10 protein-coding genes are annotated in these 16786 nt (G+C 62.8%); 2 read left to right on the top strand and 8 right to left on the bottom strand.

The annotated features are described in order from the left end of the window. Positions 1–16: 16 nt before the first annotated feature. The 7 genes from J2J98_RS08150 to J2J98_RS08180 form a co-directional block, all read right to left on the bottom strand. Entirely contained in the window at positions 17–469 is a 453-nt protein-coding gene (locus tag J2J98_RS08150) for a DUF983 domain-containing protein (RefSeq protein ID WP_207602823.1), read from the bottom strand. Positions 470–540: 71 nt separating this feature from the next. Next, the gene (gene rnr, locus J2J98_RS08155; RefSeq protein ID WP_064706952.1) at positions 541–2913 is read right to left on the bottom strand and encodes a ribonuclease R; all 2373 of its coding nucleotides are present in this window, start codon (positions 2911–2913) and stop codon (positions 541–543) included. Between the two features lies 1 nt (position 2914). Beyond that, positions 2915–5569, bottom strand: coding sequence for a type I DNA topoisomerase (gene topA / locus J2J98_RS08160; RefSeq protein ID WP_207602824.1), 2655 nt, complete (start codon positions 5567–5569; stop codon positions 2915–2917). Positions 5570–5818: 249 nt separating this feature from the next. Further along, on the bottom strand, positions 5819–6961 hold the full coding sequence (gene dprA / locus J2J98_RS08165) for a DNA-processing protein DprA (protein WP_207602825.1): 1143 nt from the start codon (positions 6959–6961) through the stop codon (positions 5819–5821). Further along, positions 6961–7581, bottom strand: coding sequence for a glycerol-3-phosphate 1-O-acyltransferase PlsY (gene plsY, locus J2J98_RS08170; RefSeq protein WP_207602826.1), 621 nt, complete (start codon positions 7579–7581; stop codon positions 6961–6963). Before plsY ends, dprA begins: the two co-directional genes overlap by 1 nt. Before the next feature lie 76 nt (positions 7582–7657). Then, positions 7658–8947 carry a dihydroorotase gene (locus tag J2J98_RS08175; RefSeq protein WP_064711227.1) on the bottom strand — a complete coding sequence of 430 codons (1290 nt, stop codon included), beginning with the start codon at positions 8945–8947 and terminating at the stop codon, positions 7658–7660. After that, entirely contained in the window at positions 8944–9900 is a 957-nt protein-coding gene (locus tag J2J98_RS08180) for an aspartate carbamoyltransferase catalytic subunit (protein WP_064706957.1), read from the bottom strand. Before J2J98_RS08180 ends, J2J98_RS08175 begins: the two co-directional genes overlap by 4 nt. A gap of 177 nt (positions 9901–10077) precedes the next feature. On the opposite strand from J2J98_RS08180, the gene J2J98_RS08185 reads away from it, so the two are divergent. Beyond that, positions 10078–11736, top strand: coding sequence for an acyl-CoA dehydrogenase family protein (locus tag J2J98_RS08185; protein ID WP_207602827.1), 1659 nt, complete (start codon positions 10078–10080; stop codon positions 11734–11736). Between the two features lie 262 nt (positions 11737–11998). Here J2J98_RS08185 and J2J98_RS08190 read toward each other — a convergent pair whose 3' ends face one another. After that, positions 11999–14863, bottom strand: coding sequence for an Rne/Rng family ribonuclease (locus J2J98_RS08190; protein WP_064706959.1), 2865 nt, complete (start codon positions 14861–14863; stop codon positions 11999–12001). Positions 14864–15483: 620 nt separating this feature from the next. Here J2J98_RS08190 and J2J98_RS08195 point away from each other — a divergent pair. Continuing rightward, the gene (locus J2J98_RS08195) at positions 15484–16743 is read left to right on the top strand and encodes an N-acetylmuramoyl-L-alanine amidase (protein WP_207602828.1); all 1260 of its coding nucleotides are present in this window, start codon (positions 15484–15486) and stop codon (positions 16741–16743) included. Positions 16744–16786 lie beyond the last annotated feature (43 nt).

The raw sequence follows: 16786 nt of genomic DNA on the forward strand, positions 1-16786 counted from the left end.
TGGAAGGTGAAGGCGCTCAATCCGGCCGGCGGGGAAGGTCGTAATCATCGGGACTGTCGCTCTCTCCGCCGAAACCATGCATACGCAGCGCCCATTGCAGGCCGATGACGCCGCCCTTGATCGGCTGGATCGAGGCGAGCGCGGTAATGACGGTGATCGGTGTCCATACGGCAAGATGGACCCAAACCGGCAACACGAAGGTCAGATCGGTCAGCATGTAGCCGCCGACGAGGACGTGGCCGAGGACCAGGATGACGATATAGGGCGGCAGGTCGTCGGAGCGATGGTGATGCATCGCCTCGCCGCAGGCGGCGCAATGATCGACAGGCTTCAGGAAAGCGCGAAACAGCTTGCCGTTGCCACAGGCCGGGCAGCGGTTCGTCAGCCCGCGCCTGATCGAACGCCCGAGCGGACGCTCGGCCTCGGGCCTATCCCCGTAGCGGGCAACCGGATCGGTCGGTGTGCTCATCGCATCTTCCTCTTTCAGGTCAAAAGCACGAAGCTCCTGGCCGGGCCATTGCAGCTTTTCGTCACAACGGCTTAACGGCGTCCGCGCGGAGGCCGCGTTCCCGCCTTCTTGCGCACCTGGCCCCTTTCGCGGCGGCCGGCTTTATGGAAGGACCGCGCCGCCGTCGGCATCTCGCGCCCTTCGCTCAGCATCTCGAAACGCAACGCGCCGGCAAGTGGGATTGCTTCCGCAAGCTTCACGGTGACGCTGTCGCCAAGACGATAGCCAACGCCCGTCTTTTCACCCGCGAGCGCCTGATGCGCCTCGTCATAGATGAAATAATCGGTGCCGAGCGTAGATATAGGGACAAAACCGTCGGCCCCATAGTCCGGCAAGGTGATAAAGAGCCCGGATTTTGTAACTCCGGAGACGCGGCCGGCGAACTCCTCACCCACTCGGGTGCTCAAATGATGGGCGATCAGCCGGTCGATGGTCTCGCGCTCGGCCGCCATCGCTCGGCGCTCGAAGGTCGAGATCTCGGCGGCGATATCGTCGAGTGAGGCTTCTTCGTCGGGGGTGATGCCGCCTTCGCCGAAGCCGAGCGAGCCAACCAGCGCGCGATGCACGATGAGATCGGCGTAGCGGCGGATGGGCGAGGTGAAGTGGGCGTATTTCATCAGGTTGAGGCCGAAATGGCCGATATTCTCGGGACTGTAGATCGCCTGGCTTTGCGAGCGCAGCACCATTTCGTTGACCATGGTCTGGTGCGCCGTGCCTTCCGCCTTTGCTAAAATGCCGTTGAAACTGTTGGCGCGCACATTGCCGCCCTTGGCGAGCGAGATGCCGAGCGTCGCGAGGAACTCGCGCAAGACTTCCTGCTTGGCCAGCGTCGGGCCGTCATGGATGCGGTAGACCAGCGGCTGGCGCTTCTTCTCGAGCGTTTCGGCGGCGCAGACATTCGCCTGAATCATCATTTCTTCGATCAGCTTGTGCGCATCGAGCCGCGGCGGCACGAAAACTCGATCAACGGTGCCGTCGGGCTTCAGCAGGATCTTGCGCTCCGGCATGTCGAGTTCCAGCGGCTGGCGCCGGTCGCGTCCCCGCTTCATCACCCCGTAAGCGTGCCAGAGCGGTTTCAGGATCGGCTCGAGCATCGGTCCGGTCTTGTCATCCGGTCTTCCGTCGATTGCCGCCTGTGCCTGCTGATAGGAGAGCTTGGCGGCACTCTTCATCATGATGCGATGAAATGTATGGCCGATCTTGCGGCCTTCGCCCGAGAAGCTCATGCGCACCGCGAGCGCCGGGCGGTCGACGCCTTCCTTCAGCGAGCAGAGATCATTGGAGATGCGCTCAGGCAGCATCGGCACGACGCGATCGGGGAAATAGACGGAGTTGCCGCGCTTCAGCGCCTCGCGGTCGAGTGGCGAATTGGGGCGGACATACCAGGAGACGTCGGCAATCGCCACAGTGACGATGACGCCGCCGGGATTATCGGGCGAGGGGTCGAGCTCGGCGTAAACTGCGTCATCATGGTCCTTGGCGTCGGCCGGATCGATGGTGATCAGCGGCACGTCGCGCCAATCTTCGCGATGCGACATGGTCGCCGGTTTTGCTGCTTCCGCCTCGGCAATGACATCAGGCGGGAAGACGTGCGGGATGCCGTGCGCATGGATCGCGATCATCGAGATCGCCTTTTCCGAGCCGACGGAGCCGACGACAGAGAGAACCTTGGCCCGCGGCAGGCCGAAGCGGCCGAGGCGCGCGACTTCGATCTCGACGAGGTCGCCGTCCTTGGCGTCGCCGGTATAGTCGGGATCGATCACCATCTCTTCGCCGCGCCGTTCGATCGGCAGCAGCCGGCCGCCGCCGCCCGGCGTACTACGGAAGACGCCCATCAAGGCGCCGCGGCGCCTGTCGATCACCTTGATGATACGGGCCGTATAAGCCGGCCCGCCGCGATCAACGGCCGGGAAGATCTTCGCCAGGATGCGGTCGCCGAGGCCGGCGACGGGCGCCTTGCCCTTGCCCTGGCGGCCTGCGGGCGATTGCTGGCGGATGGCGACGGCAGGCGCCACACCCTGGTCCTCCGGCCATTCCGCCGGCCGGCCAATCAAGTCGCCGTCCTTATCGCGCGTCGTGATGTCGAGAACGGTGACGGGGGGAAGGGCGCCGGGACGAATAAGCGACTTGCGGCTCTTTTGCAGCATGCCTTCCTGCTCGAGCTCCTGCAGCATATGTTTGAGTTCGACGCGGCTGTCGCCTTTCAGGCCGAAAGCCTTCGCAAGTTCACGCTTTGAAGCCTTCTGCGGATGTTCGGCGATGAAACGCAGGATCACTTCGCGCGAGGGCAGCGTTCCGTGGACGATGTTGAGCGGGTCGACGGCGGAAGCATCCTTGCCGTCGCGGCCGATCTTGCCCGGGCGCTTGCCCGATAGGTTCGTTCTGTCGCGCGGTGTCCTGCTCACGTCAGCTCTTTTTCGATTTTGCGGGCGCCTTCGCCTTCGTTGCTTTCGGCTTGGCGGCCGTCTTGGTTGCCTTGGCTTCGGCCGCCGCCGCTTTCGGCTTGGCTTTCGCCTTGGCCGTCTTGCCTGCGGGGGCCTTGCCGGCTTTTTCGGTGATCAGCGCAAGCGCCTCTTCGATGGTGATTGCCTGCGGATCCTTGCCCTTCGGCAGCGTTGCGTTGACCTTGCCCCAGTTGACATAGGGGCCGTATTTGCCGTCGCGAACAGTGATGGCACCGCCATCGGGGTGATCGCCGAGCGTCTTCAGCGCCGCCGGTGTGCTGCGCGAGCCCCGGCCCGGCGCCTTGTTGGCTTTTTCGGCGATCAGCGTCACGGCACGGTTGAGGCCGACGGAGAAGACGTCCTCCACGGATTCCAGATTGGCATAGGAACCGTCATGCAGAAGGAACGGACCGTAGCGGCCGATGCCCGACGAGATCATCTTGCCGGTTTCGGGATGTTTGCCGATATCGCGCGGCAGCGAGATCAGCGCCATCGCCTTCTCATAGTCGATATCCTCAGGCTTCCAGCCCTTCGGCAACGAGGCACGTTTGGCCTCCTTGCCGTCACCGCGCTGGATATAGGGACCGAAGCGGCCGGAACGGAGCGTCAGTTCCTCACCGGTCGTGGGGTCGGCGCCGAGGCTCTTCGGCTCGTTGAGCGCGACACCCTCTGCTTCTCCACCATTTTCGGAGGAGAGCTGGCGGGTGTAGTTGCATTCGGGATAATTTGAACAGCCGACGAAGGCGCCGTATCTGCCAAGCTTGAGCGAAAGATTGCCGGTGCCGCAGACCTGGCAGATCCTGGGGTCACCGCCATCCTCGCGTTTCGGGAAGACGAGAGGCGCCAGCGCCTCGTTCAGCGAGTCGAGCACGTTGGTGACGCGCAGTTCCTTCGTGTCTTCGATCTGCGCGAAGAAATCCTTCCAGAAATCGCGCAGCACCTGCTTCCAGTTCAATTCCCCGGCGGAAATCCGGTCGAGCTTTTCCTCGAGGTCGGCGGTGAAATCATATTCGACATATTTGGTGAAGAAGCTTTCGAGGAAAGCCGTCACCAGCCGGCCCTTGGCCTGCGGGATCAACTTGCGTTTGTCGATCGTCACGTACTCACGATCGCGTAGCGTCGCGAGCGTCGCGGCATAGGTGGAAGGGCGGCCGATGCCGAGCTCTTCCATTTTCTTGATCAGCGACGCTTCCGAATAGCGCGGCGGCGGCTCGGTGAAATGCTGGGTCGAATTGATCTTCTGCTTGGCAAGCGTCTCGCGCGCATTGATCTCCGGCAGGCGACCATCCTCGTCGGCATCGTCGCTCTGCTCGCCGTCCTCCTTCTGGTCGGTATAGGCGGCGATGAAGCCGTCGAAGCGGACGACCGAACCGACGGCGCGCAGGCCTGCCTTCTCGCCCTTATTGTCGGCGATGATTTCGGCCGTCGTACGCTCGATTTCCGCCGAAGCCATCTGGCTGGCGATGCCGCGCTTCCAGATCAGGTCGTAGAGCCGGATCTGGTCGGCGTCGAGGAATTTGCGCAGACGATCGGGCGAGCGGTTGAAATCTGTCGGGCGGATCGCCTCGTGCGCCTCCTGGGCGTTCTTCGCCTTGGTGGAATAGAAGCGGGCCTTGTCAGGCAGGTAGCGTTCGCCGAACTGTTCGAGGATTGCGCGTCGTGCCGCGTCGATCGCCTCCGGCGCCATCTGTACGCCATCGGTACGCATATAGGTGATGAGACCGACGGTCTCGCCGCCAATATCGACGCCTTCATAGAGCTTCTGAGCGATCTGCATCGTGCGCGAAGCGGAGAAGCCGAGATTGGATGATGCCGCCTGCTGCAGCGTCGAAGTGGTGAACGGCGGGCCCGGGTTGCGCTTGACCGGTTTTGCTTCGACCGTGTCGACGATATAGCTGGCGCCTTCGAGCAATGCCTTCAGGCGGCCTGCATCCTCGCCGTTGCCTATCGCCCGCGGCTGCAGCCGTTTGCCGTTTGCCGAAACCAGCCTTGCCTCGAATTCGTCGCCGCGCGGCGTCTTCAGCAGCGCCGAGATATTCCAGTACTCTTCCGAAATGAAACGCTCGATCTCGGTTTCGCGGTCGCAGACCAGGCGAAGCGCCACCGACTGGACGCGACCGGCCGAACGCGCGCCCGGCAGTTTGCGCCACAGCACGGGCGAAAGATTGAATCCGACGAGATAGTCGAGTGCGCGGCGTGCGAGATAGGCGTCGACCAGCGGCACGTCGATATCGCGAGGATCGGCCATCGCGTCGAGCACGGCTTTTTTAGTGATCGCGTTGAAGACGACGCGCTTGACGGACTTGCCGTTCAGCACGCGCTTCTTGTTCAGCATGTCGAGGACGTGCCAGGAAATCGCTTCGCCTTCGCGATCGGGGTCGGTCGCGAGAAATAGCCCGTCGGACGACTTCACCGCGTCGGCGATGTCCTTCATCCGCTTGGCCGAGGCGCCGTCGACCTCCCAGAGCATTTCGAAATCCTGATCGGGGAGAACAGAGCCGTCCTTGGCAGGCAGATCGCGCACATGGCCGAAGGAGGCGAGCACTTTGTATCCCGAGCCCAGATACTTGTTGATCGTCTTGGCCTTGGCAGGCGATTCCACCACTACAACATTCATGATGATTCTCTAAAAAAGACTCCGCGCCGGCGTGGGAGCCAGCGCAACACGCAGCGCAACTTGGATACTGGCCCTCCGACATGGACAGGGAAATCGCCGCGGTCAAGGGGTTTGCTACAATTTTACTTCTTGCCTACGGTGCAATCGAGGGGAGTTTGTGTGCTGAATGCAATTTCAAGTGGCGCAGACACCGGATTCGACACGCTGCTACTGCAGTACGCAAGGTCACTCGCTCATATCGCGCGAGCTTCAATCGGAAAGCGAGACGAGGCCGCCCTGATGCCGATGCAGCCTGCCCGAAATATCGAGTTCCAGAAGGATGAGATAGACCGCCGATGCCGAAAGGCCGGTGTGGCGAATGACGTCGTCGACCTCGACAGGCGTCGGCCCGAGTGCGTCGATGATGCGCATCCGGTCTGAATCGTCGGGCGGCATCGTTATTGCCCTGCTCTCGCGTGCCGGCTCCTCCGCCATCGACAAAGGGAAGAGGTCGAGTTGCGCAAGCGGCGCCAGGGCTTCGATGACATCGGCAGGCTCAGTAACGATCGACGCGCCATCCTTGAGCAGACCGTTTGTGCCATGACAGCGCGGATCGAGCGGCGAGCCGGGCACGGCAAACACCAGGCGGCCGAACTCGCCGGCAAGGCGGGCCGTGATCAGCGAGCCCGAGCGCATCGCTGCTTCGATGATCACCACGCCGAGCGCGATGCCAGCGATCAGCCGGTTCCGGCGCGGGAAATCGCGGGCGCGGGGCTCCCAGCCGAAGGGCATTTCGCTCACCGCCAGGCCGTTGCCGCCTGTTATCTCTTCGATGAGGCCGAGATTTTCCGGCGGATAGGGCTTGTCAAGACCGCCGGCAAGGGCCGCGATCGTGCCCGTGCCGAGGCTTGCCCGGTGCGCTGCCGTGTCGATGCCACGCGCCAGGCCGGAGACGACCGTGTAACCTGCCCGGCCGCAGTCGCGCGCCACCATCGCTGCGAATTTGGCGCCTGCGGCCGAGGCGTTGCGGGAACCGACGATGCCAACGGCCGGTCGTTTGGCGGCAGCAAGCGCGCCCTTGACGGCAAGAAGCGGCGGCGCGCCGTCGATCTGTTTCAGCGCCTGCGGGTAGTCCGGCTCGCCGATGCCGACGAAGCGGGCGCCGAAACGATGCGCCGCCTCCAGTTCCCGGTGCGCCTCGGCTTCACTGGCAACCCGGATGGCCCGCGTCGCGCCGCCGCGCGCTGAAAGCTCTGGCAGCGCCGCAAGTGCCGCCTCGGCCGAACCGAAATGATTGATGAGATCGCGAAAGGTCGCAGGGCCGACATTGTCGGAACGGATCAGGCGCAGCCAGGCAATCCTCTGCCTTTCGCTCAGCACTGTGCCTTTCGATCCCGCGCTCGGCGCATCCATTATCCCTTCGCCCCGATCTTGCTTTCCGTTCCCCCCATCAGGCGCGAAATATTTGCCCTGTGTTTCCAGTAGGAGATGAGCGTCATGATCGCCATCACTGCCGCCACCTTTTCATTGCCCAGTATCAGCAGGGCAACCGGAATGACGAGCATGGCGACGAGCGCCGACAGCGAGGAATAGCGGGTAGTGACGGCGACCGCCAGCCAGACGGCGGCGAAGAGCACCACCATGATTGGCGCGACGCCGAGAAGTGTGCCGATATAGGTGGCCACGCCCTTGCCGCCCTTGAATCCGATCCAGACGGGAAAGAGGTGGCCTATGAAGGCAAAGAAGCCGGCGATGATCGCGGCCTCGTCACCGAGGAAATAGCCGACAACCAAGGCGGCCGCCGATGCCTTCAGAGCATCGAGCAGCAGCGTCGCGGCGGCGAGCTTCCGGTTTCCGGTTCTGAGCACATTGGTCGCGCCGATATTGCCGGAGCCGATGCTGCGCACATCACCGAGGCCGGCGGCGCGCGTGAGAATCAGGCCGAAAGGAATCGAGCCGAAGAGATAGCCGATGACGGCGGCCGCAAGTGCGATCGGCAGCGTGATCTGCCATGACATGAGATTGGATAACATGTGCCCCTCAGCCCTCCGTGGCTATCCCCAAGTCCAGCCTTTTCCCCCTCTGGGATGAATGGCGATGATGTCGATTCTAAACTGCGTGGACAAGCTTTCCCGAGACATAGGTCGCAACCGCTCGCCCGCTGAAGCGCGCATCCTCGAACGGCGTGTTCTTCGACCGGGAGAGAAGCATGTCTTTGGCGACAAGCCAAGGCTCATCGAGATCGATCAGTGTGATATCGGCCGCAGCACCCGGCTTCAGCGTGCCGGCATCAAGGCCGAAAATTTGTGCCGGGCGGGTGGACATGGCGTCGATCAGGCGCATCAGGCTGACATGGCCGCCATGGTGAAGTCTGAGGGCCGCCGCCAGCATCGTTTCCAATCCGACCGCGCCGTCGGCCGCCTCGCCGAACGGCAGGCGCTTCGTGTCGACGTCCTGCGGATCATGAGAGGAGACGATGATATCGATCGCGCCGCGTGCAAGCGCTTCGGCCATGGCAACCCGGTCGTCTTCCGGGCGCAACGGCGGATAGAGCTTGAAGAAAGTGCGGTATTCGCCGATGTCGTTCTCGTTGAGCGCCAGATTGTTGATCGAGATGCCCGAGGTCACCTGGGCGCCGCGCCTGCGGGCGCGTTCGATGGCCTCGACCGATTCCGGCACTGAGATCATGGCGGCGTGATAACGTCCTCGCGTCAGCTCTGCCACCCTGAGGTCGCGTTCGAGCGGAATGAGTTCGGCTTCCCGTGGAATGCCGGAGAGCCCGAGCCAGCTGGCGAAAAGCCCCTCATGCATGACACCGTTTGCACCGAGATATTTGTCTCGCGTCTCGCAGGAGATGACGGCGCCAAATTCGCGCGCATAGGTCATGATCCGGCGCAGCACCTGTGTGTTGTGGACGCTGGAATGGGCATCGGTGAAGGCGACCGCACCCGCCTGCATCAAGAGGCCGATCTCCGTCATCTCCTCGCCGGCAAGACCCTTGGTGAGGGCGGCTGCCGGATAAACGTTGACGGCGGCGGTATCCCGCGCCGTCTTCTTGACGAATTCGACGAGCGCGATGTCGTCGATGACGGGATCTGTGTCCGGCATCATGATGATCGAGGTGACGCCGCCGGCTGCCGCCGCCCGGCTCGCCGAGGCGATCGTCTCGCGATGCTCGCCGCCGGGCTCGCCAATATGGACGCGCGCATCGACGAGGCCGGGGGTCGCCACCAGGCCGGTGCAGTCGCGCACGGCAGCGCCTTCCGGCGCGCCCTGGTTCTGCGCCTCTCTGCCGGCTGCAAGGATCACGCCATTTTTAGCAATGATCGTTCCGATCTCGTCGAGATTGCGCGAGGGATCGACGATGCGGACATTCTTGAGGACGATCGGATTGCTCATGCCATCATTCCGTCGGTTCGGGGGCCTTGGTTCTGCGAGACGAGCAGCGTCTCCATGACAGCCATGCGTACTGCAACCCCCATTTCCACCTGTTCGGCGATCACGCTCTGCGGACCGTCGGCCACTTCGGAGGCGATCTCGACGCCCCGGTTCATTGGTCCGGGATGCATTACCAGCGCATCATCCTTGGCGGCCTTCAGCGTTTCGGCGTCGAGTCCGTAGAAGTGATAATATTCGCGCACCGACGGCACGAAGGCGCCGGACATGCGCTCGCGCTGCAGCCGCAGCATCATCACGACGTCGGCGTCCTTCAGCCCTTCCTTCATCGAATGGAAAACCTCGACGCCCATGTCGGCGATGCCGGCGGGCAGGAGGGTGGCGGGCGCAACGACGCGCACGCGCGCGCCCATGGCATTCAGCAGCAGGATATTGGAGCGCGCCACGCGCGAGTGCAGCACGTCGCCGCAGATCGCCACGATGATGCGCGAGAGCTTGCCCTTGGCGCGGCGGATCGTCAGCGCGTCGAGCAGCGCCTGGGTCGGGTGTTCGTGCTGGCCGTCACCGGCATTGACGACCGAGCAGGAGACCTTCTGCGCGAGCAAGGCGGCCGCGCCGGCGCTTGAATGGCGGATCACCAGCACGTCCGGGCGCATCGCATTCAGCGTCATCGCCGTATCGATCAGCGTTTCGCCTTTCTTCACCGAGGAATTGCCGACCGACATGTTCATGACGTCGGCGCCGAGCCGCTTGCCGGCGAGCTCGAACGAGGCCTGCGTGCGGGTCGATGCCTCGAAGAAGAGATTGATCTGCGTCAGCCCGCGCAGGGTCGACGTCTTCTTTTCTCTCTGGCGGCTGATTTTGACGGCTTCGTCGGCCCTGTCGAGAAGATAGGTGATATCCTGCTCGGTGAGGCCCTTGATGCCGATGAGGTGGCGGTGGGGGAAAAAGACCATGACCCTGCCTCTTGCTGTCTCTTGCGGGTCTATAATGAGTGCCGCCCGCCGGGGCAAGCACGCGCTGTGGGCAAAGGCTTATGTCCCATGCATTTTCGTCCGAATTCCGATAGAGCAGATGGGAGCGAATCATAACTTCCGGTTTCCCTTGCCGGGTTCTTGCAATAGAAGCGAACAATGACCTCCGCCAACCGGACTGACGACAAACTCGCAGAACTCAACCAGCCGAGCCTGTGGTCCGGCATCAACGCCTATCGGTCCGATCCCCTGATCGTCGATCTGACGGCGGCCCTGCCGCGCGGCATCCGCGAAGACCTGGAAAATATGGGCCGCTACGTCACCTTGCCGGAGGCGCAGGAGCTGGCGCGCATGGCAAACCAGGGCACGCCGCAACTGCGCACCCACGGCCCGCGTGGCGAGCGCCTCGACGTGGTGGAATTCCATCCGGCCTGGCACGCGCTGATGCGCCGCTCCATGTCGGTCGGCCTGCATTCCTCGGTCTGGGACCCGCAGGCCGATACCGAAGCCAAGGATGAGGCCCACAAGGTACGCGCCGCGCGTTTCTACCTGACGGCACAGCTGGAATCCGGTCACCTCTGCCCGCTGACAATGACGAGCGCTTCGGTTGCCGCGTTGTCGGCTTCGCCCGCGGTGCAGAAGGACTGGGCGCCGAAGATCCTGTCGCGCAAATATGATTCGTCGAACCGGCCCGCCATGCAAAAGTCTGCCGTTACCATCGGCATGGGCATGACGGAAAAGCAGGGCGGCACGGATGTCCGGGCCAACCGAACGGCTGCCGAAAAGGTCAGCGAAGGCATCTACCGGCTCTCAGGTCACAAATGGTTCATGTCCGCGCCGATGAGCGATGCTTTCATCATGCTGGCGCAGACGAAGGAGGGCATGGGCTGCTTCCTCGTGCCGCGCCTTCTGGAGGACGGTTCCGCCAACGGACTGCAATTCCAGCGGCTGAAGGACAAGGTCGGCAATCGCTCCAACGCCTCTTCCGAGGTGGAATTCTCAGACACGTTCGGTTTCCTGCTCGGCGGCCCGGATGCCGGCATCCGCACCATTCTCGACATGGTGACGCTGACGCGGCTCGACTGCGCCCTTGCCTCCTCTGGCATTATGCGCGCCTCGCTTGCCGAGGCCGTCCATCACACCCGCGGCCGCAGCGTCTTTGGCAAGATGCTCGTTAACCAGCCGATCATGACGCGCGTGCTCGCCGACATGGCGCTCGATGTCGCTGCCGCCACCGCGCTGTCCTTCCGCCTTGCCGACGCCTTCGACAAGGCGCGCGGCAATGCCGAGGAAGCGGCCTATGCCCGCGTCATGACGCCGGTCGCCAAATACTGGTGCTGCAAGATCGCGCCCGCGCTGATCTACGAGGCGATGGAATGCATCGGCGGCAACGGCTACATCGAAGAGCGTCCAATCGCCCGTCATTACCGCGAGGCTCCCGTCAATGCCATCTGGGAAGGCTCCGGCAATGTCATGGCGCTCGATGTGTTGCGTGTGCTCAACCGCGGCAAGGATCTATTCGAGACGGTTTTCTCGGGTCTGGCGCGCGATCTCGGCCCCGCCGGCAAGAAGACGATCGACGTGTTGCGCGCTGCCATTGCTCTCTGCGAACAGGACGAAGGCGCGGCACGCCTGCTCGTCGAGCAGTTAGCCCTTGCCGCCGGCGCCGCCGAACTCTACCGGCTCGGGGCAGGGCGCATTGCCGATGCTTTCATCGAGACGCGTCTTGCCGGCGGCTGGCGCTCCACCTACGGCATGCTCGACTCCCGCTTCGACGCCAGCTACATCGTCGATCTGCTCTACCCGCCGGCGGCCTGATCGCAAGTAAGAGCGACGCTCGTTGCCCGGCTCGCCTGTTCGAATCTAAATGTTAGTGGCTAATCCCGTGGCGGTCGTTGCTGCGCCGGGCATGGCATCAGCCATCTCTGCATTCGTCCGCATCTTTGCTGCATGTGTATAAGTTCTTGGAGATACACATCGGCTTCGCGGGTCCCACACCCAGCGATGCGACCACCGCAAACAAAAAAACCGGCCGCGTCGCCGCAGCCGGATCTCATTATTTACGTCCGAAAATCAGCGTTCAAAAGAAGCCACGGCGCTGCCACCAGCCGGCTTTCTTTGGCTTGCCTTCGTCACTTTCGCCATTTTCGCTGCGGGTGGATTTCACCGTTGGCTCGGACGAGGAGATGTTGGATTCGCGATTGGCCCGAACCGGCTTTGCTTCTTCCTGGGCAGGTGCTCCGAGATCGGCGGAGGCTTCGACCACCTCCGGCTCGGCTTCGACGGCGGGCGCTGCCTCTGCTACCGGTTCTTCGACCGGCGATGCGGCGGCTTTACGGCGGCCGCGGCCACGGGCGGGTTTCACCTCCTCCGTGACGACGGCAGCGCCTTCGACAGCGGCCGTTACGGCCTGGCTCTCGCTGGCCTGTTCGGCAACCGCCTCGACAATTTCGGCTTCACCGGGAGCGTTGTCATCGGAAGCGCCTTCGTCTTCGTCGCTGCCGTTATCTTCGCCGGCTTCACCGGCCGTCAGTTCGGAGCCGTCCTCGCGATTGCGGCGACCGCCGCGCTTGCCGCGACGACGGCGCTTGCGGCGCTGTGATTCCTCATTTTCGGCGCGGGCCTCGGGCGCAGCAGCGGCGGTTTCATCGCCCTCACTGCCTTCGTCCTCGCCGTCCTCTTCCTCGTCGCCAGCTTCTCCTGCCGCCGATGCCGGCTGCTCGGCAGTGCCGTTGCGGCCGCGACGGCGCCTGCGACGCTTGCGCTTGCGGTTGCCTTCGCCTTCGCTTTCCGAACGCGCCGTGGCGGGGCGCTCGGCCGCAGCGGCCTTTTCTTCGAGCTCCTCGTCTTCATCCTCATCCGCCTCGATGACGATATCGTCGTCGTCATCCTCCGGAATGGCTGCGAAGTTGAAGAGGCTTTCGATCTTGACCGGATTTTCTACGGCTTCGCCGCGGTCAATTGCGAAATGCTGCGCACCGACCGAGCCGTCTGCGTCGATGATGATCGCTACACCGAAGCGGGCTTCGTAATCGACGATCGTCTGGCGCTTATGGTTGAGCAGGTAGAGCGCGATGTCGGGCGTGGTGCGCACGGTGATGTTGTGCGTCGTATTCTTCAGCAGATATTCCTCGATGCCGCGCAGCACATGCAGGGCGACGGAGGACTGAGAACGGACATGGCCGGTGCCGCCGCAATGCGAGCAGACCTGGGTGGTCGATTCGAGAACGGAAGCGCGGATCCGCTGGCGCGACATTTCGAGCAGGCCGAAATGCGAAATGCGGCCGACCTGAATGCGGGCGCGGTCGTTCTTCAGGCATTCCTTCAGCTTCTTCTCGACGGCGCGATTGTTGCGCTTTTCTTCCATGTCGATGAAGTCGATGACGATCAGGCCGGCGAGGTCGCGCAGGCGAAGCTGGCGGGCGATTTCTTCCGCAGCTTCGAGGTTCGTCTGCAGCGCGGTGTCCTCAATCGAGTGTTCGCGTGTCGAGCGGCCGGAATTGACGTCAATCGAGACCAGTGCTTCCGTCTGGTTCATGATCAGGTAGCCGCCGGAACGCAGCGTCACCTGCGGCTGCAGCATGCGGTCGAGCTGGGCCTCAATGCCGGAGCGAGAGAAGATCGGGTGGATGTCACGATAGGGCTGCACCACCTTGGCGTGGCTCGGCATCAGCATTTTCATGAAGTCTTTCGCTTCACGATAGCCTTCTTCGCCGGCAACGATGATCTCGCCGATGTCCTTGTTGTAGAGGTCGCGGATCGATCGCTTGATCAGCGAGCCTTCCTCATAGACGAGGCAGGGAGCGGTAGACGCCAGCGTCAGCGTGCGCACGTTCTCCCACAGGCGCATGAGATATTCGAAATCGCGCTTGACCTCGACCTTGGTGCGGTTGGCGCCGGCGGTACGCAGGATCACGCCCATGCCCTGCGGAACTTCCAGCATGCGGGCGATTTCCTTCAGCCGCTTGCGGTCCTGCGGGTTGGTGATCTTGCGGGAAATGCCGCCGCCGCGAGCCGTGTTCGGCATCAGAACCGAATAGCGGCCGGCGAGCGAGAGATAGGTGGTCAGCGCCGCGCCCTTGTTGCCGCGCTCTTCCTTGGCAACCTGCACCAGCAGGATCTGCCGGCGCTTGATCACTTCCTGGATGCGGTACTGCTTGCGGGGCTTGCGCTGGACGCGGTCCGGCACTTCTTCCATCGCGTCTTCGGCGCCGACGGATTCGATGACTTCCTCTTCGCCGTGGTCGTCATCGTCATCGTCGTCGTCGCGGTGACGCTTGCTGGCATCGACATCCTCGGAGATCGAGTCGGTTTCCACCATGGCGGCCATCGCGCCGCCGGCGGGGCTGTCATCCTCGTTGTCAATATTCGCAGCGCCTTCGGCTTCGACGTCCGTGGGAACGGCATCCTCGGTCGCAGTCGTCTCGACAGTCGCTTCTGCCGTCTTCTTGCGGCTGCGGCGCGGCCTTGCCTTCTTGGCCGGCGCTTCCTCGACGGTCTCCGGCGATGCCGCGGCCTCTGCTGCGACAGCCTCTTCGGTGACGTCGGCCGCTTCGCCAGCCTCTGCCGGAACGATACCGACATCCGGCTGGTCCTGGGTCGAAAGATCGACGACCGGCGCGGTTTCGACGTGTTCGACGTCTTCGTCGCGGCGATGCTCCTCGGCTTCGGCCCGAAGCAGGGCCTGACGATCGGCGAGCGGTATCTGGTAATAGTCGGGGTGAATTTCGGCGAAGGCCAGGAAGCCGTGCCGGTTGCCGCCGTAATCGACGAAGGCGGCCTGCAGCGAGGGCTCGACCCTCGTTACCTTTGCGAGATAGATATTGCCGCGGATCTGCTTCTTGTGCTGCGACTCGAAGTCAAATTCTTCTATGCGGTTCCCGCGAACGACAACGACGCGCGTCTCTTCCTCGTGAGACGCATCGATAAGCATTTTGTCTGCCATGTAAGCTGTGCTCCTCGGCGTGGCCGCGAGAGCGCATTCCCGACTGCTGTTGAAACAGAAAGAATGCGGTCCACCGTGGCCGCGCCGGATAATGAAAGTCGCGCCTGATGCGAAGGGGAGAGCAGCAGCCAGACCGCAGCCGGAACCATTTCGGTCCGGGGCCTGTACACTTCAGATAAAACCTGCTGCGAAACCATCAACAACCAAGCGTGATCGACAATACGAAGACCGTTTCGGGTCCGATGAGTTTGCTCCCTGAGAGCGTGGTGGCTGATCCACCAATGAAGTTCCGACAGAAGCCGGAAAATCAGGATCCAGTTCTCGGGTTGAAGCGCATGAGACGGCGGACGATGGCCGAGGTGGCGCCAGGTCCAGATCTGGCTGGCAGCCTTTGCGGCGACTCTATCCCGTCAACACTTCTACCCTAAAATTCGTTGTATGTTTTCTCAGTCACAATAGCAAGGGAAAAGCCAAATGTGCCATAATATTGATGGATTTCGAAACGCATAGAAGCTGGGGACAAGCGATTGCGATTCGGCAGGCGGCAAAGCGTTTCGCTCTCGGGCGTCCGCTCCGGTCATGTCCGGTCCATCGCGGTATAGATAAGGTGTGGCGGCTAATTGTTTAAGAGGGCTCGGATCGCGGCGCAGTCCGCAACGCGGCGATCGACATTCGTAAGGCGGGTTCAGACGGCGGTGCTCCTTGCAGGTTGCCTCCTGCCTGGCCTTGCGGGTTCGGCAGAGACGAAGGATCCGTTGCTCGCTTATGGGGCGCGCATCATCGGCGATGATGCCAGAACGCGCATCGTCATCGATTTCGATCGCGAACCGCGTTTCTCTGTCCATTATATCGCCAATCCGGAGCGCATCGTTGTCGATCTGCCGGCCACCGCTTTCGGTTTTCCGGCAAACGATTTCGCCGCCCGCGGCCTCTTCAAGGATATTCGTTACGGCAAGATGGACGAGGAGAGCGCCCGCATCGTGCTGACAACGACAGGGCCGGTGAAACTTTCGCTAGCCAAGGTGCAGGCTGACGAGGCGGGCAGGGGCCATCGCCTGGTACTCGATGCCGAGATGATCGACAAGCAGGCCTTTGCCGAACTGGTCAAGACCCAATCCTGGGACGATCGGGCCGAGGCGGCCCGGGCGACAAGCGCCATTCCGGCACCGGAGAAAACCGCTCCTGGTGATTTCGTCATTGCCGTCGATGCCGGCCATGGCGGCATCGATACCGGCGCGATCGGCGTCGATACCAAGACCGAGGAAAAGCAGGTGACGCTTGCCTTCGCCAAGGCTCTGGCCGATCGGCTGGACAAGGAGCCGGGCATCAAGGCGGTCCTGACGCGCAGCGATGACGAATTCCTGTCGCTTTCCCAGCGCGTGCTGATCGCGCGTCAGAACCATGCCGGCCTGCTCATTTCATTGCATGCCGACACGCTGAAACAGAAGGATATTCGCGGCGCGACCGTCTATACGATCTCGGACAGGGCCTCCGACAAGCTCGCCGCCGATCTTGCCGAGCGCGAAAACCTTTCCGACCAGATCGCCGGCAAGGAGACAGTCGCCGAGCCGCCCGAGGTTGCCGACATCCTGCTCGACCTGACGCGGCGTGAGACGCAGGCCTTCTCGATCTCGCTGGCCGAGAGCGTGCTGAATTCCTTCAAGGACCAGGTCGGCACCATCAACAATCCGCACCGCCACGCCGGCTTCCGTGTGCTGCAGGCGCCCGATGTGCCATCGATTCTGCTCGAGCTCGGCTTCCTGTCGAATGCCGAAGACGAGAAACTGCTGCTCGACGAAAGCTGGCGCAACAGGATCGCCGATCTCCTGACCGAGGCGGTGAAGCGATACCGCACCGGCGTCGTGGCGAATGGCGGCTGAAGAACGCCGCCCGAAAATCCCAGCGCGTTTGCTCAGTCGGCAT

It is taken from the genome of Rhizobium bangladeshense, assembly GCF_017357245.1.
In the GTDB taxonomy this organism is placed as follows: Bacteria; Pseudomonadota; Alphaproteobacteria; order Rhizobiales; family Rhizobiaceae; genus Rhizobium; species Rhizobium bangladeshense.